21 protein-coding genes are annotated in these 22,762 nt (G+C 69.2%); 11 read left to right on the top strand and 10 right to left on the bottom strand.

Annotated elements, in window-relative coordinates; genetic code table 11:
- Positions 1 to 6 precede the first annotated feature (6 nt).
- Both BDI24065_RS19540 and BDI24065_RS19535 read right to left on the bottom strand, forming a co-directional pair.
- Complete coding sequence (locus tag BDI24065_RS19540) at positions 7 to 762, bottom strand: 4'-phosphopantetheinyl transferase family protein (protein ID WP_175032653.1); 756 nt, start codon at positions 760 to 762, stop codon at positions 7 to 9.
- Between the two features lie 151 nt (positions 763 to 913).
- On the bottom strand, positions 914 to 1,954 hold the full coding sequence (locus BDI24065_RS19535) for an alpha/beta hydrolase family protein (RefSeq protein ID WP_175032652.1): 1,041 nt from the start codon (positions 1,952 to 1,954) through the stop codon (positions 914 to 916).
- Between the two features lie 204 nt (positions 1,955 to 2,158).
- On the opposite strand from BDI24065_RS19535, the gene BDI24065_RS19530 reads away from it, so the two are divergent.
- From BDI24065_RS19530 to BDI24065_RS41390, 3 genes are all read left to right on the top strand, one after another.
- Positions 2,159 to 3,100, top strand: a complete 942-nt coding sequence (locus tag BDI24065_RS19530) for a LysR substrate-binding domain-containing protein (protein WP_175032651.1) — start codon at positions 2,159 to 2,161, stop codon at positions 3,098 to 3,100.
- 183 nt (positions 3,101 to 3,283) lie between these two features.
- Complete coding sequence (locus tag BDI24065_RS19525) at positions 3,284 to 4,504, top strand: MFS transporter (protein WP_254609803.1); 1,221 nt, start codon at positions 3,284 to 3,286, stop codon at positions 4,502 to 4,504.
- On the top strand, positions 4,495 to 4,617 hold the full coding sequence (locus BDI24065_RS41390; protein WP_006478335.1) for a hypothetical protein: 123 nt from the start codon (positions 4,495 to 4,497) through the stop codon (positions 4,615 to 4,617). The genes BDI24065_RS19525 and BDI24065_RS41390 overlap by 10 nt, the downstream gene beginning before the upstream one ends.
- A 22-nt stretch (positions 4,618 to 4,639) precedes the next feature.
- Here the strand turns inward: BDI24065_RS41390 and BDI24065_RS19520 are convergent, their stop codons facing one another.
- Positions 4,640 to 6,118 carry a cryptochrome/photolyase family protein gene (locus BDI24065_RS19520; RefSeq protein ID WP_175032700.1) on the bottom strand — a complete coding sequence of 493 codons (1,479 nt, stop codon included), beginning with the start codon at positions 6,116 to 6,118 and terminating at the stop codon, positions 4,640 to 4,642.
- Between the two features lie 350 nt (positions 6,119 to 6,468).
- On the opposite strand from BDI24065_RS19520, the gene BDI24065_RS19515 reads away from it, so the two are divergent.
- Entirely contained in the window at positions 6,469 to 6,948 is a 480-nt protein-coding gene (locus tag BDI24065_RS19515) for an SRPBCC domain-containing protein (RefSeq protein ID WP_175032650.1), read from the top strand.
- 13 nt (positions 6,949 to 6,961) lie between these two features.
- Entirely contained in the window at positions 6,962 to 7,414 is a 453-nt protein-coding gene (locus BDI24065_RS19510; protein ID WP_175032649.1) for a nuclear transport factor 2 family protein, read from the top strand.
- A gap of 66 nt (positions 7,415 to 7,480) precedes the next feature.
- On the opposite strand, the gene BDI24065_RS19505 is transcribed toward BDI24065_RS19510, so the two are convergent.
- From BDI24065_RS19505 to BDI24065_RS19490, 4 genes are read right to left on the bottom strand one after another with little or no spacing between them, the layout of a single operon-like run.
- Positions 7,481 to 8,461 (bottom strand): acetyltransferase, encoded by a 981-nt coding sequence (locus BDI24065_RS19505; RefSeq protein WP_175032648.1) that lies wholly within the window; start codon positions 8,459 to 8,461, stop codon positions 7,481 to 7,483.
- Positions 8,462 to 8,478: 17 nt separating this feature from the next.
- Entirely contained in the window at positions 8,479 to 9,270 is a 792-nt protein-coding gene (locus BDI24065_RS19500) for an SDR family oxidoreductase (RefSeq protein ID WP_175032647.1), read from the bottom strand.
- A 42-nt stretch (positions 9,271 to 9,312) separates the two neighbouring features.
- Entirely contained in the window at positions 9,313 to 10,506 is a 1,194-nt protein-coding gene (locus BDI24065_RS19495) for a sulfotransferase family protein (RefSeq protein WP_175032646.1), read from the bottom strand.
- Positions 10,503 to 11,612: a DUF1214 domain-containing protein gene (locus tag BDI24065_RS19490; RefSeq protein ID WP_175032645.1), complete on the bottom strand. Its 1,110-nt coding sequence runs from the start codon at positions 11,610 to 11,612 to the stop codon at positions 10,503 to 10,505. Before BDI24065_RS19490 ends, BDI24065_RS19495 begins: the two co-directional genes overlap by 4 nt.
- Before the next feature lie 15 nt (positions 11,613 to 11,627).
- Between BDI24065_RS19490 and cysD the strand changes: the two genes are divergently transcribed.
- The 5 genes from cysD (at position 11,628) to BDI24065_RS19465 (ending at position 18,666) form a co-directional block, all read left to right on the top strand.
- The gene (gene cysD, locus BDI24065_RS19485; protein ID WP_302479466.1) at positions 11,628 to 12,722 is read left to right on the top strand and encodes a sulfate adenylyltransferase subunit CysD; all 1,095 of its coding nucleotides are present in this window, start codon (positions 11,628 to 11,630) and stop codon (positions 12,720 to 12,722) included.
- Positions 12,722 to 14,644, top strand: a complete 1,923-nt coding sequence (cysN, locus tag BDI24065_RS19480; RefSeq protein ID WP_175032643.1) for a sulfate adenylyltransferase subunit CysN — start codon at positions 12,722 to 12,724, stop codon at positions 14,642 to 14,644. The genes cysD and cysN overlap by 1 nt, the downstream gene beginning before the upstream one ends.
- 129 nt (positions 14,645 to 14,773) lie before the next feature.
- Positions 14,774 to 15,961: a helix-turn-helix transcriptional regulator gene (locus tag BDI24065_RS19475; RefSeq protein WP_175032642.1), complete on the top strand. Its 1,188-nt coding sequence runs from the start codon at positions 14,774 to 14,776 to the stop codon at positions 15,959 to 15,961.
- Between the two features lie 301 nt (positions 15,962 to 16,262).
- Entirely contained in the window at positions 16,263 to 17,630 is a 1,368-nt protein-coding gene (locus tag BDI24065_RS19470; RefSeq protein ID WP_175032641.1) for an MFS transporter, read from the top strand.
- Complete coding sequence (locus tag BDI24065_RS19465) at positions 17,617 to 18,666, top strand: lactonase family protein (RefSeq protein ID WP_175032640.1); 1,050 nt, start codon at positions 17,617 to 17,619, stop codon at positions 18,664 to 18,666. Before BDI24065_RS19470 ends, BDI24065_RS19465 begins: the two co-directional genes overlap by 14 nt.
- A 48-nt stretch (positions 18,667 to 18,714) precedes the next feature.
- Here BDI24065_RS19465 and BDI24065_RS19460 read toward each other — a convergent pair whose 3' ends face one another.
- Positions 18,715 to 19,752: an AraC family transcriptional regulator gene (locus tag BDI24065_RS19460; protein WP_175032639.1), complete on the bottom strand. Its 1,038-nt coding sequence runs from the start codon at positions 19,750 to 19,752 to the stop codon at positions 18,715 to 18,717.
- Positions 19,753 to 19,957: 205 nt separating this feature from the next.
- Here BDI24065_RS19460 and BDI24065_RS19455 point away from each other — a divergent pair, with 205 nt between their 5' ends.
- Positions 19,958 to 21,067 (top strand): fatty acid desaturase, encoded by a 1,110-nt coding sequence (locus BDI24065_RS19455; RefSeq protein WP_175032638.1) that lies wholly within the window; start codon positions 19,958 to 19,960, stop codon positions 21,065 to 21,067.
- Positions 21,068 to 21,076: 9 nt separating this feature from the next.
- Here the strand turns inward: BDI24065_RS19455 and BDI24065_RS19450 are convergent, their stop codons facing one another.
- Both BDI24065_RS19450 and BDI24065_RS19445 read right to left on the bottom strand, forming a co-directional pair.
- On the bottom strand, positions 21,077 to 21,697 hold the full coding sequence (locus tag BDI24065_RS19450) for an HAD family hydrolase (protein ID WP_039369621.1): 621 nt from the start codon (positions 21,695 to 21,697) through the stop codon (positions 21,077 to 21,079).
- 144 nt (positions 21,698 to 21,841) lie between these two features.
- Entirely contained in the window at positions 21,842 to 22,714 is an 873-nt protein-coding gene (locus BDI24065_RS19445; protein WP_175032637.1) for a hypothetical protein, read from the bottom strand.
- Positions 22,715 to 22,762 lie beyond the last annotated feature (48 nt).

The following is a 22,762-nucleotide window of genomic DNA, read 5'->3' as shown; positions in this document are numbered from 1 at the left end:
CCCGGCTCACGCACGCGTCCACGCGACGCACGCCGCGTAGCCGGGCGCCGCGTCGAGCCACGCCGCCTCGAACGCCGCGACGCCGGCGGCGGGCGCGGCCGGCTCGACGATCGTCGTCGCGGGGGTCGCGACATCGCGCGGCGGCACGACCGCGAACGCGCCCAGCCCGCCGACGATGCCCGTGCCGAGCGCCTTGAGCAGCGCCTCCTTCGCGCACCAGACGCGCATGAATTCGCCGGCGCGCGCGGCAAGCGGCAGGCCGTCGAGATAGGCGGCCTCGGCGGGCGCGCAGACCTCGCGCGTCAGCGCGTGCCAGTCGGTCGCGCGATTGCAGCACTCGATATCGACGCCGACGCGCACCGCAGGGGCCCACGCAATCAGCGCATGATCGCCCGCGTGCGACACGTTGAAGTCGAGCGACGCGCGATGCGCGCCGTCCAGTGAGGGTCGCCCCGCTGCGTCGACGACGATCGCCACCGCCTGCGGCGCGATGCCGAGGGCCGTGCCGAGCACGTCGCGCAGCGCGGCGCGCGTCGCGGCGCTGCGTACCGCATCCGCATGCCGCATGAAGCGCGCAGCCCGCGCGCGCTCGCCGTCGCTGAGCGCCGCAAACGCAGGCGACGCAAGCGACACACGCCAGTCGAAATCGACACGCGCGATCTGCACGCCGGCGCGGGACGCGGCGGGCGGCACGTCGAGCGGCCGCATGCGCCAGGCTCGGGGCGTTTCGGACGGGGAAGCGGAATCGGGCGGGACGAGCATCGGCGTGCGGCAGCCTGTGGAATGAAACGTCCGATGTTAATCGATCGGACGGTGCGGCGAGTCGTTGCGGCCCGCCGGTGTCAATGCCGGCACCGTGCGCGGCGCTGACGCTCGTCCTCTCGGCCTGCGCCAGCGTTACGCGGCCGCCCGGTCACCCGTTCGCAGCGACGCCCGGCACACCGCTGCCCGCGCCCCGCTCGCGCGACGCCGGGTGAAGCGCATGCACTTTGCCCGGCGCATCGGCCGGCAGCACACCGTGCTGCAGCCAGTAGAGCGCAAGCGGCCACAGTGTTTCGGTGAAGCGGCTGTGGAAAAACGCGAAATGGCCGATTGCATCGACGCCGATGTCCGCCGGCGCGATCCGCAGATGCGTGACGTCGCTGCCCGTGTAGTAGCCGACGAGGCGCTCGATCGCGTCGACCGTGCCGAACCCGTCGTCGTCGAGGCCGATCGCGAGCATCGGCGCCGACAGCCCCGCGAAGCGGGCGGGCAACGCGGCGCGGCTCGCGGCGGGTTCGGCGAGCGGGCCGCGCGTATAGCCCTCCTCGAAGCGCGCCTGCGAGCGCACCCACGACAACGCGACGCCGCGCGGCGTGTCCTCCATCCAGCCGAGCCGCTTCGCGGGCACGTAGCCGAACACGGCCGCGAGCACCGGCATCGCGACATGCCACTTCCACCACATGCGCCGCCGTTCGGCCGGCATGTAGTCGCGCCAGTACGCATACTGCGCGCCGACCGTCACCGCATGCCGCACGTGGACGTTCGATGCCGCGAGCCCGAGCGCGACCCCGCCGATGCTGTGCGCGACGACGTCGATCGGCTGGCCCGGAAACGCGTCGCGCGCGTAGTGCAGCGCGGCTTCGCAATCGAGGCGCCCCCAGTCGAGCCAGTTTGCGCGCAGTTTCGCGAGCTGCGCCGGGCGCGACCCGCCGATGCCGCGATAGTCGTAGACGAGCACGTCGCGCCCCTGTGCAAACAGCCAGGCCGCGAAACGAAAGTAGTAGTCGCAACGCACCGACGTCGCGCAATTGATGACCGTCACGGGCCGCACGGCACTGCCGCCGCGATGGCGCCATACATGGCCGCGCAATGCATAGCCGTCGGCCGCGCGCAGCGTCACGGGCTCGGGCGGCAACGCGTCTGCCGCGCGGGTGCCCTGCGTCATCTCGCTGCCTTCGTTCGAAATCGTCATCGTGTCTCCGGTCCCATGCTTCGCGATCCGTCCGGGTTATCGCGTCAGTGCCTGCTCGTGCCCATGCTTGGCGGCCAGCCAGGGCGTCAACGGACGAGCGTCTGCTCCCGCCCCATCCTGCGCCGCCCACGCCAGCCTCCATTGAACTTGACGCGCCCCGCGTTCTCAACCAATCTTGCTGCTCCGTTCGCATGAGTCACGCGCATGTCAACGCCGCTCGTCCGTCTCCCGTCGCTCGACCTCGTCCGCGGTTTCGTCGCCGTCGGCCGCCGCATGAGCATCACGCTCGCCGCGCAGGACCTGTGCGTCACGCAATCGGCCGTCAGCCGCCAGGTGCACGCGCTCGAAGCGCACCTCGGCGTCGCATTGCTGCAGCGCGGCTACCGGAAGATCGCGTTCACGCCGGAAGGCGAGCGGCTGTTTCGCGTCGCGGATGCGGCACTGCACGGCCTGCAGGACACCGTCGCATCGCTCGCCGCCGCGCGCGAGCGCCAGCCCGTCACGATCACCGCGAGCATCGGCGTCACCGCGCTGTGGTTGCTGCCGCGGCTCGGGCGGCTGCAGGCACGCCTGCCGGAGATCGATCTGCGCGTCGCCGCGAACGACAAGGTACTCGATTTGCGCGCCGAAGGCATCGACCTCGGCATCCGCTATTGTCCGCGCGACCGCGCGCCGGCCGGCGCGCTGCGCCTGTTCGACGAGATCGTCGTACCGGTCGCCCATCCAGCGCTCGCCGCGCGGCCCGTCACGAACGCGGCCGCGATCGCCGACCACGTGCTGCTCGAATTCGACGGGCCACCGCAACCGCAATTGCAGTGGCGCGCGCACCTGCACGCGGCCGGGCTCGGCGACGCCCGTCCGAAAGGCGTGCTGCGCTTCAACCAGTACGACCAGGTGATCCAGGCCGCGATCGCGGGCCAGGGCGTCGCGCTCGGCCGGCTCGCGCTCGTCGCGCCGATGCTGGCGGACGGCCGGCTCGCGGTGCTCGGGCCGCACACGCAGGCGCTGTCGGATGCGTACGGCTACTGGCTGTTCCAGCACGATCCGGCCCCGCGCCGCGAAGTTGCCGACGTCCGCGACTGGATGCTCGCCGAAGCGGCCGAATGCGATACCGCGATGCGTGCGCACGACACGGCGTCGGCGTAAGCCCGCGCGGCCTTTGCGAACAACCCTGACCGCTGCGGGCCGCCCCCCACTCCGCGCGCCCTTCGTCGCATTCCCCGCACGCATGCCAACCTGACCGAATGATCGCTTGAGCGACGACGGGCCCGATCGTCTAATCGGATCGAGCGCGGCCGTCTTGCCGCGCACCTTCATCCGGAGACACGCATGACCCCGATCGAGCAGGAAGTCCGCCGCCGCTGGCTGCCCGTCCTGGCCGGCGGCCTGATCATGGGCGCCGCGCTCGGCATCCGCCACGTGCAGGGCCTGTTCCTCGCGCCGGTGTCGCTCGACCACGGCTGGTCGCGCGAAGCGTTCGGGCTCGCACTGGCGCTGCAGAACCTGATCTGGGGCGTCGCGCAGCCGTTCACGGGGATGGTCGCCGATCGCTTCGGCTCGTTGCGCGTGATCGTCGCCGGGATGCTGCTGTATGCGGCCGGGCTCGTCACGATGGCGAATGCGGCATCGACCGGCATGTTCACGGTCGGCGCCGGGCTCGTGATCGGCATCGCGCTGTCGGGCTCGGCGTTCGCGTCGATCTACGGCGCGCTGAGCCGCCTGTTTCCGCCCGACCGGCGCGGCTGGGCGCTCGGCGTCGCAGGCGCGATCGGCGGGCTCGGCCAGTTCTGCATGGTGCCCGTCGCCCAGACGCTGATCGGCGGCATCGGCTGGCGGCATGCGTTCATCGCGCTGGCGCTCGTCGCGGTGCTGCTCGCGCCGCTCGCCGTGCTGCTGCGCGACCGGCCCGCGCAGGCTGCCGGCGCCGACCAGTCGATCGGCGAAGCCGTCCGCGAGGCATTCGCGCATCGCGGCTTCTGGCTGCTGAACGCGGGCTTCTTCGCGTGCGGCTTCCAGCTCGCATTCATCGCGACGCATCTTCCCGCGTACCTGCTCGACCACGGGCTGCCGGCACGCCATGCGAGCGTCGCGCTCGCGCTGATCGCCCTGACCAACGTGGCGGGCACCTATGCATGCGGCCATCTCGGCGGGCTGCTGCGGCGCAAGTACGTGCTGTCGGTGCTGTACCTCGTGCGTGCGCTCACGATGGCCGTGTTCGTCGCCGTGCCGCTGTCGCCCGCGAGCGTTTACGTGTTCGCGGCCGTGATGGGGTTCACGTGGCTCGGCACCGTGCCGCTGACGAACGGTGTGATCTCGCAGGTGTTCGGCGTGCGCTACATCGCGACGCTGTTCGGCTTCGTGTTCTTCGGGCACCAGCTCGGCAGTTTCTTCGGTGTCTGGCTCGGTGCGCTCGTGTACGACGCGACGCATTCGTACATGCCGCTGTGGATCGGCTCGATCGCACTCGGTGTGCTCGCGGCGTTGCTGCACCTGCCGATCGACGACGCGCGCGTCGCGCGTCCGGCATCGGGTAACGCGGCATGGGCATGATCCGCGCGGCGCTGGCCGCCGGCACGCTCGCGTTCGTCGCGTGGTGCGGCGCGGCCTACTTCGATTCGGGCGTCGCGTACGCGTTGCTCGAACACGTCGCGTTCTGCAATTGATGCGGCAAACCGGGGCGTGCGGTCAGCGGCGCTTCGGCAATGCCGCCAGCGCATCGAGCGCACGGGCACGCGCGGCCGCATGCTCGACGAGCGGTTCCGGATAATCGACGCCGAGCCGCACGCCGGCCGCGTCGCGTTCCAGCGGCGACGCTTCCCACGGCGCATGGATCGATGCGTTGTCGAGGCCGGCCAGCTCGGGCACCCAACGCCGCACGTACGCACCGTCCGGGTCGAACTTCTGCCCCTGTGCGACCGGATTGAAGATGCGGAAATACGGCGCGGCATCGGCGCCGCAGCCGGCCACCCACTGCCAGCTCGCCGCGTTGTTCGCGGGATCGGCGTCGACCAGCGTGTCCCAGAACCACGCTTCGCCCGCACGCCAGTCGATCAGCAGGTGCTTGATCAGGAACGACGCGACGACCATCCGCACGCGGTTGTGCATCCAGCCGGTCGTCCACAGCTCGCGCAGGCCCGCATCGACGAGTGGATAGCCGGTCAGCCCGCGCTGCCATGCGTGTAGCGCAGCGGGATCGTCGCGCCACGGCATCGCGTCGAACTGCGCGCGGAAGTTGTCGGTTGGCAACGCCGGGAAGTGATACAGCAGCGTGTAGCTGAATTCGCGCCAGCCGAGTTCGCTCAGGAATTTGTCAGCGTCCGCGGCAACCGCCGCGCCGCCTGCGCTCGCGGCGCCCTGCACCGCATGCCACACCTGCCTCGGCGACACGTTGCCGAAGCGCAGGAACGGCGACAGCCGGCTCGTCGCGGGACGGTCGGGCAGGTCGCGCGCATCCGCATAGCCGGCAAGCGCCGTCGTCAGGAACGCGTCGAGCTGCGCGTGCGCGCCGGCCTCGTCGGGCATGGGCCACGCGTCGCGCAGGCCGCCGGCCCAATCCGGCACCGGCGGACGCAACGCAAGCGCATCGAGCGCCAGCGCGCGGTCACGCATCGCTTTCGACCACGGATGAAACCCGATCCGCTCGGGCTCCGGCAACGGCACGGCGACCGTGCGATCGCGGCGCGCCGCACGCCAGTACGCGGTGAACACCTGGTACGGCCCGCCGCTGCCCGTCAGCACCTCCCAGGGCTCGTTCAGCAGGCTGCCGTTGCTGCTCTCGACCATCACACCACGCGCCTTGAGCGACGCCTTCAGCGCCGCGTCAGCGTCGCGCTGCGGTTGCGCATAGCGGCGGTTCCAGTACACGGCTTCTGCCCCCGTGTCGTGCACGACGCGCTCGATCTCCCGCTGCGCGTCGCCGCGCAACAGCAACAGGCGCCCACCATGACGCGCGAGCGCCGCATCGAGCCCCGCCAGCGACCCGTGCAGCCACCAGCGCGCCGCGCCGCCGAGCGCTCGCCCGGCGCCGTCGCCCGTGTCGTCGACGAATACGCACACGAGCGGCCGGCCCGATTCCACCGCGCGCGTCAGCGCGGGCTGGTCGGTCACGCGCAGATCGTCGCGGAACCAGACGATCGCGGGAGCAACGGACGACTTGGCAGGCACGGGCACCTCGATGCGGACAGCGGGAAGAGACACGTATTGTCGCGGCTGCGCTGCGTGGTGTCGACGTTCGACGCGCCGGCATGCCAATGCCACCGACGGTCGCGGCAGTCGCCCCACCCTGCCGCCCCCGGTGAAACGCCTTAGTCCATTCCGACGATTCTTCGCCACGCATGCCGGCCTACGCTCGATGTCGGGTGCGCCGCGCTGCGCGGCACGTGCCGGCCGCGAACGCCCCCGCACGTACCGATCCGCACCCGTCACGCGCGCCGACCGATACCGGCGCGGCTCCTTCCGACCGCCGCGACACTTCCCGCCACCCGGGTACGCGCGGCTTCATCCGATACGCCGTCATGACCAAACCCTCGAATCTCGTCACCTCGATCACCGTCGACATCGACGCACCGGCCACCGTCGTCTGGGAAGTGCTGACCGACTTCCCGCGCTACGGCGAATGGAACACGTTCTGCGTCGGCTTCGCCACGACCGGCAAACTCGGCGATTTCGTGCACATGCAAGTGCGCATCCCGGGCACGGAGACCGTGATTCCCGTCAACGAGATCCTCGTCGCGTACGAACCCGAACGCCTGCTGTCGTGGGAACAGCGCCCGACCGACGACAACAAGGACGCCGCGCGCCGCGACCAGTACATCGACGCGATCGACCCGGAGCGCTGCCGCTATTTCACGACCGACCAGTTCCTCGGCGTCAACGCGGACACGATCATGCAGAACCACGGTGCGTGGGTGAAACAGGGCTTCGACCAGTGCGCACGAGACGTGAAGCAGCGCGCCGAAGCGCTCCATGCGGCACGCCGGCGCAACGGCGCGTGACCGGGAGCCGCCGATGCCCGATCTGCAAACGCTGTCCGACCATCACGACATCCGCGAGTTGATCGTCGCGTATTCGAGTGCGATCGACACGCGCGACTTCGACGCGCTCGACGCGGTGTTCACGCCCGATGCGGCAATCGACTATCGCGCGATGGGCGGCATCGCCGGCCGCTATCCGGAGGTCAAGGCGTGGCTGCGCACCGTGCTGCCGCAGTTTCCGCAGTACCAGCACATGGTCGGCAACCTGTCGATCCGGCTCGACGGCGATACCGCGCGTGGCCGCACGATCTGCTTCAATCCGATGGAAGTCGCGCTGCCGGACGGCAGCACGCAGGTGATGTTTCTCGGGCTGTGGTACGTCGACCGGTTGGTACGCACCGCGCAGGGCTGGCGCATCGCCGAGCGCGTCGAGGAGCGCTGCTACGGTCACAACGTGCCGGCCATGCTCGCGGGCGCGACCGGTTGATCCGTTCGCGATGCGCGTGCCGTGCACTCGCTGCATGGCGCACGCATCGCGGAGGCGTCGCATCGATCAATCGAGCCGGAATGCGGCCTCGAATCGCTCGGCGAACGCGTCGAACTCGGTTTCCGGCAGATGGTTGATGCCGCCCGCGCGCTTGCGCCCGCCGCCGGTCGGAAAGCCGCGACAGAACTCGTCGGCGCCGAGCGCCCGGCCGTCGGGCACGCGCACGCTGACGACGAGCCCGCCGTCCGCGCGCGGCGACAGCACCGCGAGCGCCGCATGCGGCGCGTTGCGCATTCGCTCGTTCGCGAGCATGCCGGTCGCGCGCCGCGCCCACGGATGATCAGGCATCCGGACCAGTGTCGCACCGGGCACCTCGCGCAGCGGCGCGAGTGCGCACGCACGCGCCATGTCGTCGCGGTAGCCGTCGCGCAGCGCGGCGAACACGGTCGTCTCGCGCACGAAATCGAGCGGATCGACGCAGGGCAGCATCGCATCGGCGAGCGCCGCCGGGTCGAAATGCAGATCGCCGACACACTCGCCGTACGCGTTGTAGTTCATGTAGAGCCCGAGTTCGGCGAGCGTGTCGCGTTCCGCGTCGGCGATCCCATGCTCGCACGCAAGCGCATTGCCGAGCGCCGGCAGTTCGTCGCCGAATGCCGCGACGATCGCCCAGCGCACGTGCCGGCCACCGAGATATCGGTTCACGATCGCGCTCGTGCAGACGTCGGCCGCCGTATCGATATGCGCGTCGAAACGCGGATCGTCGGGCAGCTCGCCCGCGAAGTGATGGTCGAAATAGCGGACCGTCGCGCCGTCGCGCAGCAGTCGCGCGCACGCATCGCGATTCTGCTCGTGCGACACGTCGAGCACGGTGACGAGGTCGCCCGCCCGCGCGTCGATCCGCTCGAGCAGCTGGATGTCGCGCTTTACGCCGGTCACGAGCGTGCCGTGCACGCCCTCCGCGAGTCGCAGTTGCTGAAGCGCGCACAGCCCGTCCGCGTCGCCGTTGAACGCAAGGAAATGTCGTTTGTCGGGGTTGTCCTGCATGATCCTTTGCTCCATCGTCAGGGCATGAAATCGCCGCCGTTCGCGTCGAGCGTTGCGCCCGTCACCGCGTTCGCATAATCCGACGCAAGGAACAGCGCGGCCCGCGCACAGTCGTCGTCGGTCGGCAGCTTCGCGAGCGCGATGTTCGACGCGATCGGCGCGACGATCTGCTCTTCCGTCATCCCGTACTCGGCGGCCGCCTGCCGGAAATACGTCTGGGTCGGCACACCCCACATCCAACCCATGTGGATGCTGTTCGCGCGAATGCCGTGCACACCGAGTTCGCGCGCCAGGTATTTTGCCGCAACCGCGAGCGCCCCCTTCGATACAGCGTAGCCGCCTTCCCCTGCAAATGGCTTGCGGGTCGCCTGCGTGTTGATCATCACGATCGCGCCGCGCTGCTGCCGCTTCATATGCGGCACAACTTCCTGCGTGAGCGCCATCGTGCCGAACACGTTGGTGTCGAACACCGCGCGCCAGCCGTCGAGGTCGGCTTCCTCCACCGGTTCCGGAAACGTGCCGTGCACGAATGCGCTGTTCACGAGCGCATCGATCCGGCCGAAGCGATCGACGGCCTGCGTCGCGAGCTGCCGGCATTGCGTGCGGTCGGTGATGTCGGTCCTCACCTTCAGAACTGCGCAATCGACGCCGAGTTCATGAATCCGCGTTTCGGCGTCGTCGAGCTTTTCCATCGTGCGTGCCGCGACGACCACGCCGCGCGCGCCCTCGCGCGCAGCCTCGACGGCGAGCTTCACGCCGAGCCCCGGCCCGATCCCGGAAATCACGACGATCTTGTCCTTCAGCAACATGGGATGTCTCCTGGTTGTCGTTGATCTCGCGAGCACCGGCCGTCAGCCGGTTGCCCGCAGGTGCCGCGCGCGATACGCGGCGAAGTCGCGCGCGAGCTGCGCATCGGTGAAGCCGAAGCGCGCGATCGAATAATCGTGTGCGGCACGCTTGTCGCGGCCGTTGCGCGCCATCCAGTCCGTCATCGCCGCGCGCTGCCGCGCATCGAGCGGCATCCCGGCAAACGCGTACACGGCCTCGGCCACGCCGAGCGGATTCGACACCGTGTCCTCGAAGCGCACGTCGAGGAACCGGTCGGCCGGCAACGCGTCGCGCGCGGCCATCGCCGCGCCGATCGCGCGCGCCATCCCCGCGTTCCATTGCGCGCCGACGGCAAGCGGATCGGGATCATCCGCATACATCTGCCACAACGTGTGCGCCATGCTCGCCATCGACGGAATCGTCTGCGCCGGATCGCGGTGCGTCAGCACCACCTGCGCGCGCGGAAACACGCGGCACAGCACGTCGAGCGCATGCAGGTGCTGCGGCGTCTTCAGCAGCCAGCGCGCGGCCGGCGCGACGCCGCGCTGCGCCTTCTGCCACTGCAGGAACTGCAGCATCCGCTTCAGGTACGTATAGACCGGCGTGAGATCCTGCTGTGCGAGCCACGCCGTATAGCGCGGCACGTTCGCATACGAATCCATCGCGCACACGAACGCGTGTTCCATCAGCATGAACTCCTCGTCGGCGAGCATCGCATCGAGCGGATGGATCGTCAGGATCTGCGGAATGCAGTCGATCATCGTCGCGACCTCGGCCTGCGCACGCGCGATGCGCACCGTCGGCTCCGCAAGCGTCTCGCCCGCCAGCGGCGCCGGGTAGCGGGTTTCCCACCACGCGGCAGCATGGAAGCGCGGGTCGACGGCCAGCAGGCGCTGCAATAGCGTGGTTCCCGTGCGCGGCAGGCCGACGATCACGAGCGGATCGTCGATTTCAATCTCCGCGATTTCCGGGTGACGCCGGAAGTAATCCTCGATGACGAGCCGGTTCACGAGCTGGCCGACGAGCTTCTCGCGCATCATCGTCGCGCCACGCGCGGACAGGTTCGCTTCGTCGACCAGCGACGCGCACATCACGTCGAGCGCTTCGCGGTACGGCCCGTCGCCGAACGCGGTGAGTCCGCCCGTGCGCGACACGGCCTCGGCAATCAGTCCTCCGGCGTCGAGCGACGAGCGGATCGGGTCGAGCGGCGCGTTCATGCGGCCTCCTTCAGCGTTGCAAGCTTGACGACCCGTGTGCGCGGGTGCACCGGCTGCGCGGCGCCGACCCAGCGCCAGCAGATCGTGCCGGTGCGATGCCCTGCCGTATCGAGCCAGTTCGCGTCGCCCGGCCGTGCGGCCGCGACGACCACCGTCACGCCGCCGTCTGCATTCAGCCGTGCGCTGTGCTTGTTCACGCAGATATCGAAGTGCCGGTAATCGAGCGACTCCATCCAGTAGTTGTTGAGCTGCACGTTCCAGAAGTCGCAGTCGGGCACCGTGTCGACGTCGATCACGAGCGCTTCGTCGTCGGCCAGCGACCAGCACGAGTGGTAGTAGTAGATGTTCGGATCGCCGCCGACCGACTGGCACAGCGCCTGGTCGGCGGGCGGCAGCGCATTCACGTGCGACCGGTAGCTCGCGGCCCAGTCCGCGAACAGCTTCGACGTCTGCTCGACGAACTGCGCGGCGCGCGTGAGGCCGACCTGCAGCACGAGCGGGTCGAGCGGCGCCGGGCGGTCGTCGGCACCGATGCGCTCGATCTTCAGTTGTGCCGGTGTCTCCGCACGGCGGTCGAGGAAAGTCTGGCGCACCAGCAGCGCGTTGGTGCCCGGCTCCATGCGCACCCAGTTACCCGCGCGCGGCGTTTCGCCCAGCACGATCTCGAAGCTGCCGTCCGGCGCGATCTCGAGCTGCTTCGCGTCGAGAAAGCCCGTCTGCAGCATCTTGCCGTCGGTCTCGTAGCCGCCCTTCTGCGTGCCGAAGCTCAGGTAGGCCACCGTGCCGCGCCGCCCCGTCACGCGGTATTCGCAGCGGCCGTCGAGACGCGCGTACTGGTACAGGTTGTCGGGATTGTCGGCACCGATCTTCGCGGTCTCGTGCGACGGCGAGAAAAAGCCGGGCCACGCACCGTCCGCGAACTCGACGTGCATTTCGAGCGCGATGCGCATCAACCGGCTCAGGTAGCGGAATCCCTCCGCACGCGTCAGCGGATCGTCCGGCGCCTCGGCGCGCAGGATCTGTTGTCCGCTGCGTTTCAGGGTGTCGCAGAAATCGGCCCAGGTCTGGCCCGAAAGCAATTGCGTGGCACGTGTGTCGTCCGTCATGTGTTCTCTCCGCCGATGGTCGAACGCTCACCTTATGCGCCGCCGCCGCGCGCCACTTCGTCCGGGTGGACTAAGGAAAGATCCGCTCCACCGCCGCACCGCGATTTAGTCCACCCGGACGAAGATCGGCATGCCGCTCGCTCGATACCGTCGGTGTCATGCACGAAACGCCGCACATGTCGCGCGGCCCGGCATGAAACAAGGAGACGAACGATGTTGACCCACTTGGAGCGGCTGGAGGCCGAAAGCATCCACATCATGCGCGAGGTGGTCGCCGAGAGCGAAAACCCGGTGATGCTGTATTCGATCGGCAAGGACAGCTCGGTCATGCTGCATCTCGCGATGAAGGCGTTCTACCCGGCGAAGCCGCCTTTTCCACTGCTGCACGTCGATACGACGTGGAAATTCCGCGAGATGATCGCGTTTCGCGACGAGACGGCCGCGCGCCTCGGCCTCGACCTGCGCGTACACATCAACCCCGACGGTGTCGCGAACGGCATCAATCCGTTCGCGCACGGCTCGGCCGTGCACACCGACGTGTGGAAGACGCAGGGGCTCAAGCAGGCACTCGATCACTACGGCTTCGACGCCGCGTTCGGCGGTGCACGCCGCGACGAGGAGAAATCGCGCGCGAAGGAACGCATCGTGTCGCTGCGCTCGGAACAGCACCGCTGGGACCCGAAACGCCAGCGGCCCGAGCTCTGGTCGCTGTACAACGCGCGCAAGCGCAAGGGCGAAAGCCTGCGCGTGTTCCCGATCTCGAACTGGACCGAACTCGACATCTGGCAGTACATCCAGCTTCACGACATCCCGATCGTGCCGCTCTACTTCGCGAAGGAGCGGCCCGTGGTCGAGCGCGATGGCGCGCTGATCATGGTCGACGACGAACGCCTGCCGCTGCGCGAAGGCGAAGTGCCGCAGATGCGCAAGGTGCGCTTTCGCACGCTCGGCTGCTATCCGCTGACGGGCGCGATCGACAGCGACGCGACGTCGCTCGACGACATCCTGCAGGAGATGCGCGAAACGCGCACGTCCGAACGCCAGGGACGACTGATCGACAGCGATTCGGCCGGTTCGATGGAAAAGAAGAAACAGGAGGGATATTTCTGATGGCACACGTACTCACCGCGCCCGGGGCGCTCGCACACCACGCACCCGATGCACGCGCGTCCGACGCAGCGCACACGCAAACCCAGGACCTGCTGCGCTTCATCACGTGCGGCAGCGTCGACGACGGCAAGAGCACGCTGATCGGCCGCCTGCTCTACGAATCGAACATGCTGTTCGACGACCAGCTCACGCAGCTCGAAGCCGATTCGAAGAAGGTCGGCACGCAGGGCGGCGAACTCGATTTCGCGCTGCTCGTCGACGGTCTGTCGGCCGAGCGCGAGCAAGGGATCACGATCGACGTCGCCTACCGTTTCTTCGCGACCACGCGACGCAAGTTCATCGTCGCCGATACCCCCGGCCACGAGCAGTACACGCGCAACATGATCACCGGCGCGTCGACCGCCGATCTCGCGGTGATCCTGATCGATGCGCGCAAGGGCGTGCTCACGCAGACGCGCCGCCACAGTCATCTCGTCGCGCTGATCGGCATCAAGCGCGTGGTGCTCGCGATCAACAAGATGGACCTGGTCGACTACGACCGCGCCGTGTTCAAGCGCATCGACGCCGACTATCGCGCGTTCGCGGCCGAACTCGGGCTGGCGGAGATCGTCAGCATCCCGATGTCGGCGCTGCGTGGCGACAACGTGATCGCGCCGAGCGCACGGATGCCGTGGTACGCGGGCCCGACGTTGATGCAGCATCTCGACACGCTGCCGCTCGCCGCGCGCGTGACGCGCGACGAGCCGTTCCGGCTGCCGGTGCAGTGGGTCAACCGCCCGCACCTGAATTTCCGCGGCTACGCGGGCAGCATCGCATCGGGCGAGATCCGCGTCGGCGAGCGCGTGCGCGTGCTGCCGTCCGGCAAGGAGAGCCGCGTCGCGTCGGTCATCACGCAACGCGGCGACAGCGACATCGCGCGCGCCGGCGACGCGGTGACGCTCACGCTGGCCGACGAGATCGACATCAGCCGCGGCGACATGATCGCGCGCGCGGATGCGCCGCCCGAGGTAGCCGACCAGTTCGAGGCGACGCTCGTGTGGATGCACGACGCGCCGCTGCTGCCCGGCCGCCCGTATCTCGTGAAGCTCGGCACGCAGACGGTCGGTGCGACCTGCGCGACGCCGAAGTACAAGATCGACGTGAACACGCGCGAGCATCTCGCGGCGCGCACGCTTGCGCTCAACGAGATCGGCGTATGCAACCTGAGCTTCGACCGGCCCGTCGCGTTCGATCCGTACGACCGCAACCGCCACACGGGCGGCTTCATCGTGATCGACCGCGTCACCAACGACACGGTCGGCGCCGGGATGCTGCACTTCGCGCTGCGCCGCGCGCACAACGTGCACTGGCAGGCCGTCGACGTCGACCGCGCCGCGCGTGCCGCGCAGAAGGCGCAGACACCGCGCGTCGTGTGGCTGACGGGCCTGTCGGGCGCCGGCAAGTCGACGATCGCGAACCTGGTCGAGAAACGGCTGCACGCGCTCGGCAAGCACACGTACCTGCTCGACGGCGACAACGTGCGGCACGGGCTCAATCGCGATCTCGGCTTCACCGAGGCCGATCGCGTGGAGAACATCCGGCGCGTCGCCGAGGTCGCGCGGCTGATGCTCGACGCGGGGCTCATCACGCTCGTGTCGTTCATCTCGCCGTTCCGCGCGGAGCGCGACATGGCGCGTGCGATGGTCGGCCCCGACGAGTTCGTCGAAGTGTTCGTCGACACGCCGCTCGCGGTTGCCGAGGAGCGCGATCCGAAGGGCCTGTACAAGAAGGCGCGGCGCGGTGAGCTGAAGCACTTCACGGGCATCGATTCGCCGTACGAACCGCCCGCGCGGCCCGAACTGCGCGTCGACACGGTGGCCGAGTCGCCGGAAGAAGCGGCCGACCGCATCGTCGCGTACCTGCTGCGCGAGCGCGCGGCGTAAGCGCCGCAGGCGGGCAGCCCGGCGGCTGCCCGCCTGCCCGCGTCGCCTACTCCGTTCGGATGACGCGGGCCGCCGGCCGGCCGGTATGCTGGTCCGGGAATCCTTCATCCCGACCTGGAGAACACGAGCATGTCCATCGCGCTGGCGCCCGGCGATCCGGCCGCGCACGACGGTTTCGACGACGCGGCGTGGACGGCGCGCGAACTCAGCGCGTGGCTCGGGCTCGTCTATCAGGGCCCGTCGGAAGCGACCCCGTGGGCCGGCTTCCTCGAAGCGGTCCGCGCGCGGCTCGACGCGAGCTTCACGACCCTGGTGCTGCGCAATCCGGGCGGCGCACGGCACGGGCTCATCATCAACGCATCGGCGCACGGCCCGCTGCTGCCCGGCGAGCCGTCGTACAGCGAGCAGTTCTATGCGCTGTGCCCGTTTCTCGACCAGCCGCCCGGCCAGGTCTTCACGGCCGACCGGCTGTTCGGCGAAACCGCGTGGTGCGCGCACGATTTCTACCGGCAATACCTGCAGCCGCTCGACCTGCGCTACATCCTCGGCGCAAACCTGCGCGGTGAGCGCGGCGTCGAATGCGCGTTCTTCGTGAGCCGCGCGCACGGCGGCCGCGATTTCGACGCGGCCGAGCGCGCGCAGGTCGCGACACTGCTGCCGCATCTGCAGCGGGCGGTCGAGCTGCACGCGGCGTTCGACGTGCTCGATGCCGAACGCGCGCTGTACGCCGGCACCGTCGACCGGCTCGATGTCGGCACCGCGATCGTCGACGAGGACGGCCGCGTGATCAAGCGCAACCGCATCGCCGAGCGGCTGATCGAGCAGCAGGACGGGCTGTGCGTGCGCCAGGAGCGGCTTCACGCGTCGTGCCCGCTCGACGAGCGCCGGCTGCAGAAGGCGCTGCAGGCCGCACTCGAGCATTTCCGCGCGGGTGCGCTCGCGCGCATCGAAGCCACCACGCTGTCACGCCCCGGCGGCGCGATGCCGTTGAGCGTGCTGCTGCGCCCGCTCGCGCCCTACCGCGGCGCCGAGGATCGCCAGCACCGGCCGGCCGTCGCCGTGTTCGTCCGCGATCCGGCGTCGTCGCCGCAGACGTCACGCGACATGCTGCACCGGTTGTTCCGGCTCACGCCGATGGAAACCGAAATCGCGCTGCTGCTCGTCGACGGGCTGACGCTCGACGAGGCGGCCGCCGCGACCGGCATCACGAAGAACACGGCGCGCGCACACCTGCGCGGCATCTTCGCGAAAACAGGCGCGACGCGGCAGGCCGTGCTCGTGAAGACGCTGCTCAACAGCGTCGTGTCGATGGCGTAGCCGATGCGACGGCAGCCGCCGGACGGGCTGCCCGTTCGAGGCCCCCGCGCGCAGCGCGGGTCGCGAACGAATACGCGGCAATTGGCGCGCACTCATTTCATGTCATACGTCATCAGACATGAATGAATAGCCGACCAACCTCATGAAATTCCCCAATATCTGGGCAATTTCCGGGTAAACCCGCGACGTCTTCATCGGCACTCAGGCGTACCATGTCATACGACGACATACTACACCGACCGCCACCCAAACGCCGACGCGGGCCACCACCCCGTCCGCCGCCGCCCGACCGGAGACACGCTTGAACCCGCCCTCGCCCGCCCTGCCCGGACGCGACCCACTCGCGTCCGCCGTCTCGAAAGTGAAGTGGCATGTGCTGCCGCTCGTGCTGATCATGTTCATCGCGAACTACATCGACCGCGTGAACGTCGGCTTCGTCGATCGTCACCTCGAGGCGTCGATCGGCATCGGCGCGGCCGCGTACGGCCTTGGCGCCGGGCTGTTCTTCGTCGGCTACGCGCTGTTCGAAGTGCCGTCGAACCTGCTGATGCAGCGCTACGGCGCACGCGTGTGGCTGGCGCGGATCATGGCGACCTGGGGCATCGTCGCGGCCGCGATGGCGTTCGTGTGGAACGACACGTCATTCTACGCGCTGCGCTTCCTGCTCGGCGTGGCCGAGGCCGGCTTCTTCCCCGGCGTCGTGCTGTACCTGTCGCAATGGCTGCCGCCGCAGGAGCGCGGCAAGGCGATGGCGATCTTCCTCGGCGGCTCCGCGTTCGCGTCGGTGCTGTCGGGGCCTGTCACCGGCGCGCTGCTGTCGATTCGCGGCTTCGGCCTCGAAGGCTGGCAATGGATGTTCCTGATCGAAGGGCTGTTCTCGGTCGCGCTGTGCGGCGCGAGCTGGCTGCTGCTGAAATCGCATATCCGCGACGCCACGTGGCTCACGGCCGAGGAACGCACGGCGCTGCAGAACGCGCTCGACGAGGAGCGCGCGACGCGCGACGTCCGCTCGAACGTGCCGGTGCGCGCCACCGCGCTGCTGCGCGATCCGCAGATCATGCTGTTCTGCTTCCTGTATTTCTCGATCCAGCTGACGATCTACGCGGCCACGTTCTGGCTGCCGACGATCATCCGCAAGATGGGCGGCCTCACCGATTTCCAGGTCGGCCTGTACAACACGATTCCGTGGATGATCGCGATCGGCGCGATGTACGGCTTCGCGGTGCTGTCGTCGAAGTGGAAGCATCCGCAGCGCTGGCTCGCGGTCGCGCTCGTGCTCGCCGCGTGCGGGCTGTTCGCGTCGACGTCGCACGATCCGGTATGGTCGTTCGCGTCGATCTGCTTCGCCGCGCTCGGCTTCAAGGCCGCGTCGTCGCTGTTCTGGCCGATCCCGCAGGGCTATCTCGACACGCGCGTGGCCGCGGCCGTGATCGCGCTGATCAACTCGGTCGGCAACCTCGGCGGCTTCGTCGCGCCGACGGCTTTCGGCTATCTGAAGCAACATACGGGGTCGATCACGGGCGGGCTGTATGCGCTCGCGATCGCTTCGCTCGTCGCTGCGGTCGCCGCGCTGTTCGCGCGCACGCACCGGCGCAGCGATCCGCCTCGCGGCCTGCCGGCCGACGAATCCTTCACGAATGCTTCGATGCTCCGCCATGCCGAACACTGACCGCCTGACCGTCGTCGTCTCGAATGCCGCCGACGGCGACCTTGCCACGTTCTCCCTCGCGGCCGACGGCGCGCTCGCGCCGCTCGCCCGCTATCACGCAGCCGACGTCGCGATGCCGATCGCGGTGCAGGCCGACCGCGCGCGGCTTTACGTCGCAACGCGCGGCGAGCAGCCGACGATCGTCGCGTTCCGCGTCGTGCCGGCCACCGGCGCGCTCGTGCGCATCGGCGCGACCGCGATCGACGCCAGCCACGCTTACCTGTCGCTCGACCGCATCGGCCGCTGGCTGCTCGGCGCGTCGTACGGCGGGAATTCGCTGAGCCTCTACGACGCCGCACGCGTGCGCGACGGCGACGGCACGCCGCTGCAGGTCGCGGGCGGCATCGCGAACGCGCACTCGGTGATCGTGTCGCCGGACAACCGTTTCGCGTACGTCAGCTCGCTCGGCTCGGATCGTGTGTTCAGCTTTGCGCTCGTCGAGGACGCGGCCGGCCTGCGCGCGCTCGAACACGGCGAAACGCGCGTGCCGGCCGGGTTCGGCCCGCGTCACCTGCAGTTCACGGATGACGGTCGTGCGCTCGTCGTCGTCAGCGAATTCGATGCCACGCTCGCGACGTTCGCGCGCGATCCCGACACCGGCCGGCTCGGCGATGCGCACGTGAGCGCACGCCATCCGGCCGTCGCCGAACTCGCGCAAGGTCATGCACGGCCGCCGGCGCCCGCCGAACCGTCCGTCTGGGCCGCCGACCTGCACCTGACGCCCGACGAGCGTTTCGCCTATGTCAGCGAACGCACGTCGAGCCGCCTGCTCTGCTATCGCCGCACCGAAGACGGCACGTTCGAACCCGTGCACGCGACCGCCACCGAAACGCAGCCGCGCGGGTTCGCGATCGACCCGTCGGGGCGCTGGCTCGTCGCCTGCGGCGAACAGTCGGAATTTGTGTCGGTATATGCGATCGCGCCGGACGATGGCGCGCTGTCGCCGCGCGCGCGCGTGCCGGGCGGGCGCGGTGCAAACTGGGTCGCGATCGTCTGAAACAGTGACACGCGGCGCATGACCCGGCAGGCCCGTGCGTGCCCGCGTTCAGCGCCGCTCGCTCGGCGCGACGCCCGTCCAGCGCTTGAACGCGCGCGTGAAATTGGCGCGATCCGTATAGCCGACGCGCGCGGCGATCTCGTCGACCGGCAGCCGTGTCCCCTCGAGCAGCCGCAGCGCGTCGCGCAACCGGATCTCGTCGAGCAGCGTCGAATAGGTCGCCCCGTACTCGGCGAGCTTGCGCTTGAGCGTACGCGCCGACACATGCAGTTCGCGCGCGACGTCGTCGACCGACGGATAGCCGCCCTCGCCGCAGATCAGCAGGTTGCGCACACGCTCGACGATGCTCTCCGCATAGCCGAGCCGCGCGAGTTCGGCCTCGCACTGCTGCACGATCATCTGCGCGGTATGCGCGTTCGCCGTGCCGATCGGCTCGTCGAGCAGCGCGGCATCGCAGCGGATGCGGTTCGTGCTCGCGTCGAAATGGCAGCGCGGCAGCCGCCCGCGATAACGCTCGAACCACGGCGGCTCCGGCCATTCGAAATGGAGTTCGGCACGCGACTGCAGCGTGCGCCCCGGCACCGGATACAGCAGCGAGTTGAACAGGATGGCCGTCTCGACCAGGAAGTTCTCGACCGCGAACTGGCGCAGCCGGCCGAGCGGAAACGCCTCGAGCACGTCGATGTCGACGATCCCGTCGAGCTGCGCGAGCCGCACCGAGAAGAACGGCACGCGCGTCGGCAGGTAGCGGATGCCGAGCGAGATCGCCTCGCCGAGCGTCGCGCAGCTCATCAGCCCGAAGCCGATCAGTCCCGCTTTCGTCAGGCTGCTGCGCAGGCCGATCTCGATCGCGATCGACGGGTCGTCCGTCGCGTCGAGCAGGTTGAACACGATCGCCGCCTGTTGCAGCGGCGTGATGCGCGCATCGGGCTGCGCGAGCCGGTCGCGCTCGACGCCCGAGCCGGCAAGCACGCGGCCGCCGTCGATGCCGCGCTCCTCGGCCAGCATCAGCATGAACAGCGCATACGCGGACGACACCGTCGCCTTGTTCAGCTGGCGCGCGGCATCCGGGACAGACAGGACCATGCGGCGGACTCCGGAGCGGTTTCGGCGGATTGTAGCGTCGCTGGCCCGCAATGACACCGGGGCAAGACTCTAGCCGCGCCGGCAGGCCATCGTGGCCCGAAATGACACTACCATTGGCACCCACGGCCCTCGCGTGCGGTCCGGCGCGCGCCTATGCTTGTCACATCGGCATTGCGCCCCACCCTTTCCGCAGGAATCCCGGTCGATGAGCCAACCCGCACGAACCGCCTTTCGCAATGACGCGGACAAGGTCGCGTACGTCCGCCGCGAGGTCAACGCCGCGAGCGACGCGATCCGCGCGCGCTTTCCGCTGCTCGACAACCAGAACCTCGTCGGCGCGACCGTGATGGCCGCCTCGGTGAGCGCGATGCTCGCGATCGCCTGGCTGTATGCGCGCGGCGCGATCGCATGGTACGTCGCGCTGCCGCTTGCCGCGTTCGTCACGTCGCTGATCCACGAGCTCGAGCACGACCTGATCCACCTGATGTACTTCAAGAAGACGCCGTGGGCCTATCACCTGATGATGGCGCTGTGCTGGCTCACGCGGCCCGGCACGATCAACCCGTGGACGCGGCGGCGCATGCACCTGCATCATCACAAGGTGTCGGGCGGCGAATCGGATCTCGAGGAATTCGGCATCACCAACGGCGAGCGCTGGGGCGTGAAGCGCCTGCTGATGATCGCGGACGGCATGCTCGCCGTCGTGCTGCGCCCCACCGCGATGCGCCGCAAGGTGAAGCAGTATGTGGCCGCTCAACCGGTGCAGGATCCGTCCGAGCGCCTGCAGTTGCGCGTCGAACAGGTGTCGTCATACATGCCGGTCGGTCACGTGTACTACGTGCTGTGGCACGCGTTCATCGTCTATCACGTCGGCCTGTTCGCGCTGCATGCGTTCGGCTACCCGGTGACGGTGCCGGCCATCGTCGGGCGCGTGATGAGCGTTGTCGATTTCCTGGCCGTGGTGTGGCTCGGGCCGAACTTCGTGCGCAGCTTCTGCATCAACTTCGTCAGCTCGAACATGCACTACTTCGGCGACATCGACTCGCGCAACGTGATCCAGCAGACGCAGGTGCTCAACCCGTGGTGGATGCTGCCGTTCCAGCTGTTCTGCTTCAATTTCGGCAGCACGCACGCGATCCATCACTTCGTGGTGCGCGACCCGTTCTACATCCGCCAGCTGACCGCGCGCCCCGCGCATGCGGCGCTGCGTGAAGTCGGCGTGCGCTTCAACGACGTCGGCACGTTCGCGCGGGCGAATCGCTGGAGCGGTTATCGTCCGGCGCGCGGTACGCGCCAGGCACCGGCCGACGCGTAACGCACTGTCTCAGCCGCCGATCGGCGGCATCGGCCCTTGCCCGCGGATCCACGACCAGTTCGCGAGCTCGGCCATTTCCTTGTCGCCGCGGCTGTCGCCGTACGCGAACAGCTGTTTCGGCGGCCGGTTGCCCCACCACCCGCGCAGCCGCACGACCTTCTGCGGCCCCCAGCAGTTTTCGCCGTCGAGCCGACCGGCGAAGGTGCCGCGCTCGAACGCCAGCCGCGTCGCGAGCACCGCATCGAAGCCGGCCGTCTTCGCCCACTTCTCCAGGTACAGCGACGGCGACGCGCTCACCAGCACGACTTCGTGCCCGCGTGCCCGATGCTCGCGGATGCGTTCGAGCATTTCCGGGCGCACGAGGCTCGGCAGATAGGTGTCGACGAACGTGCGCGCCTGCGCATCGAGCGCATCCTCGCGCACCGGCCCGAACGCGAACGACGCGAACTTCGCTTTCGCATCGCCACGCGACAGCAGCCCGGCCTTCATCGCGACGATCCACGGCAGCGCGCGCAATCCGGCCCACGCGAAGCGCGGCGTGCCGACCGCATAGCGGACGAAATGGCGAAAGCTGTCGGTCGTCGTGATGGTGCCGTCGAAATCGAATGCGGCAACGATGCGGTCAGTCATGGAGAATCGGCGGGAAAGCGATGAGATGCCCCGGAAGATAGCAGACTCGCGCCGGCGCACGTGAAATGGCGTGACGCGGCGTGGCCTGCGCGGCGAACGCGCGCCGCAGCGCGCGTTCCCGTTCGTGCCCTTCGTGCCGTGTGCTCAGCGCTGCGGCCGCGCCGCCAATGCCGCCGGCAGCACGACGTTCATCAGGTGATCGGCGCGCGACAGCAGATCGGTCACGCGCTCGTCGAGCCCGCGCAATTGCACCGGTTGCATGCGGATCTGCTGCACCGCCTGCCCGACGATGTTGCGACGGTCGAACAGCGTGCGCTCGACACCTGCATCGTCCGGTGCGCGCACGACGTCCGACACCGCGCTCAGCGCCGCGAGCACGACCACGAGGTTTTCTTCCGCATGGCGGACCCTCGCAGCGAGGTCCTCGGTGCGGCGCGGGAAGAAGCCGAGCGACTGCTTGAGCGCCCCGATCGCCGCACGGTAGTCGACATGGCCCGATGCCGAGCCAAACCAGCGTTCGAACATGCCGGCCTTGCGCGTCGCCTGCGCGAGCATTCCGGCCATCATGTCGGCCGCGCCGAGTTCATTGAATTCGCGCGTCGTTGCCGCGACCGCTTCGACGAGGTTGCCCGCCGTCTCCAGCGCGCCGTCGCCGATCGTCGCGACCGTCGCGAGCTTCAGCGGCACCAGTTGCCGGATGTGCCGCTCGATGCGCGGCGCGTAGTCGGGATAGAGATTCGGGAAGCTGGCCTGCGCGGCGCGGAAGCACGCTTCGAGCTGCGGATGGTTCGATTCGCCGAACACCGCGCGACCGACCGCCTCGGCAGGCGCCGCGCGCACGGCCTTGTCGGACGCGGGCGCCGGCCCGAAGTCGAGCGCCTGCGGCGCCGGCCGCTCGGGCGCACGCGCAACCGGCGCCGCGGCCGCGGGCGGCGCGTCGAACGCAAGACGCCCGGGCGTGCGCTCGGGCGTCGTATCGAACTCGAGCCGCTTCGGCTCGTCGGACGGATTCGTCATTGCTGCTTCCTGCCCGGCGCGGCGGTATCCCGCCGGCCGGGCTGCCGC

It is taken from the genome of Burkholderia lata (assembly GCF_902499025.1).
GTDB classification, from domain to species: Bacteria; Pseudomonadota; Gammaproteobacteria; order Burkholderiales; family Burkholderiaceae; genus Burkholderia; species Burkholderia lata_C.
The sequence above is the reverse complement of the archived record's forward strand: the minus strand, read 5'-3'. Positions and strand labels throughout refer to the sequence as shown.

What these genes read in the sequence shown, in the direction of transcription:
- BDI24065_RS19455 (WP_175032638.1), top strand. Translation starts at nt 19,958, where the DNA reads ATGAGCCAACCCGCACGAACCGCCTTTCGCAATGACGCGGACAAGGTC.
- BDI24065_RS19510 (WP_175032649.1), top strand. Translation starts at nt 6,962, where the DNA reads ATGCCCGATCTGCAAACGCTGTCCGACCATCACGACATCCGCGAGTTG.
- BDI24065_RS19500 (WP_175032647.1), bottom strand. Translation starts at nt 9,270, where the DNA reads ATGTTGCTGAAGGACAAGATCGTCGTGATTTCCGGGATCGGGCCGGGG.
- BDI24065_RS19450 (WP_039369621.1), bottom strand. Translation starts at nt 21,697, where the DNA reads ATGACTGACCGCATCGTTGCCGCATTCGATTTCGACGGCACCATCACG.
- BDI24065_RS41390 (WP_006478335.1), top strand. Translation starts at nt 4,495, where the DNA reads ATGGGCATGATCCGCGCGGCGCTGGCCGCCGGCACGCTCGCGTTCGTC.
- BDI24065_RS19495 (WP_175032646.1), bottom strand. Translation starts at nt 10,506, where the DNA reads ATGAACGCGCCGCTCGACCCGATCCGCTCGTCGCTCGACGCCGGAGGA.
- BDI24065_RS19530 (WP_175032651.1), top strand. Translation starts at nt 2,159, where the DNA reads ATGTCAACGCCGCTCGTCCGTCTCCCGTCGCTCGACCTCGTCCGCGGT.
- BDI24065_RS19540 (WP_175032653.1), bottom strand. Translation starts at nt 762, where the DNA reads ATGCTCGTCCCGCCCGATTCCGCTTCCCCGTCCGAAACGCCCCGAGCC.
- BDI24065_RS19490 (WP_175032645.1), bottom strand. Translation starts at nt 11,612, where the DNA reads ATGACGGACGACACACGTGCCACGCAATTGCTTTCGGGCCAGACCTGG.
- BDI24065_RS19525 (WP_254609803.1), top strand. Translation starts at nt 3,284, where the DNA reads ATGACCCCGATCGAGCAGGAAGTCCGCCGCCGCTGGCTGCCCGTCCTG.
- BDI24065_RS19465 (WP_175032640.1), top strand. Translation starts at nt 17,617, where the DNA reads ATGCCGAACACTGACCGCCTGACCGTCGTCGTCTCGAATGCCGCCGAC.
- BDI24065_RS19535 (WP_175032652.1), bottom strand. Translation starts at nt 1,954, where the DNA reads ATGACGATTTCGAACGAAGGCAGCGAGATGACGCAGGGCACCCGCGCG.
- BDI24065_RS19515 (WP_175032650.1), top strand. Translation starts at nt 6,469, where the DNA reads ATGACCAAACCCTCGAATCTCGTCACCTCGATCACCGTCGACATCGAC.
- BDI24065_RS19505 (WP_175032648.1), bottom strand. Translation starts at nt 8,461, where the DNA reads ATGCAGGACAACCCCGACAAACGACATTTCCTTGCGTTCAACGGCGAC.
- cysN (WP_175032643.1), top strand. Translation starts at nt 12,722, where the DNA reads ATGGCACACGTACTCACCGCGCCCGGGGCGCTCGCACACCACGCACCC.
- BDI24065_RS19460 (WP_175032639.1), bottom strand. Translation starts at nt 19,752, where the DNA reads ATGGTCCTGTCTGTCCCGGATGCCGCGCGCCAGCTGAACAAGGCGACG.
- BDI24065_RS19475 (WP_175032642.1), top strand. Translation starts at nt 14,774, where the DNA reads ATGTCCATCGCGCTGGCGCCCGGCGATCCGGCCGCGCACGACGGTTTC.
- BDI24065_RS19445 (WP_175032637.1), bottom strand. Translation starts at nt 22,714, where the DNA reads ATGACGAATCCGTCCGACGAGCCGAAGCGGCTCGAGTTCGATACGACG.
- cysD (WP_302479466.1), top strand. Translation starts at nt 11,628, where the DNA reads ATGGTCGAACGCTCACCTTATGCGCCGCCGCCGCGCGCCACTTCGTCC.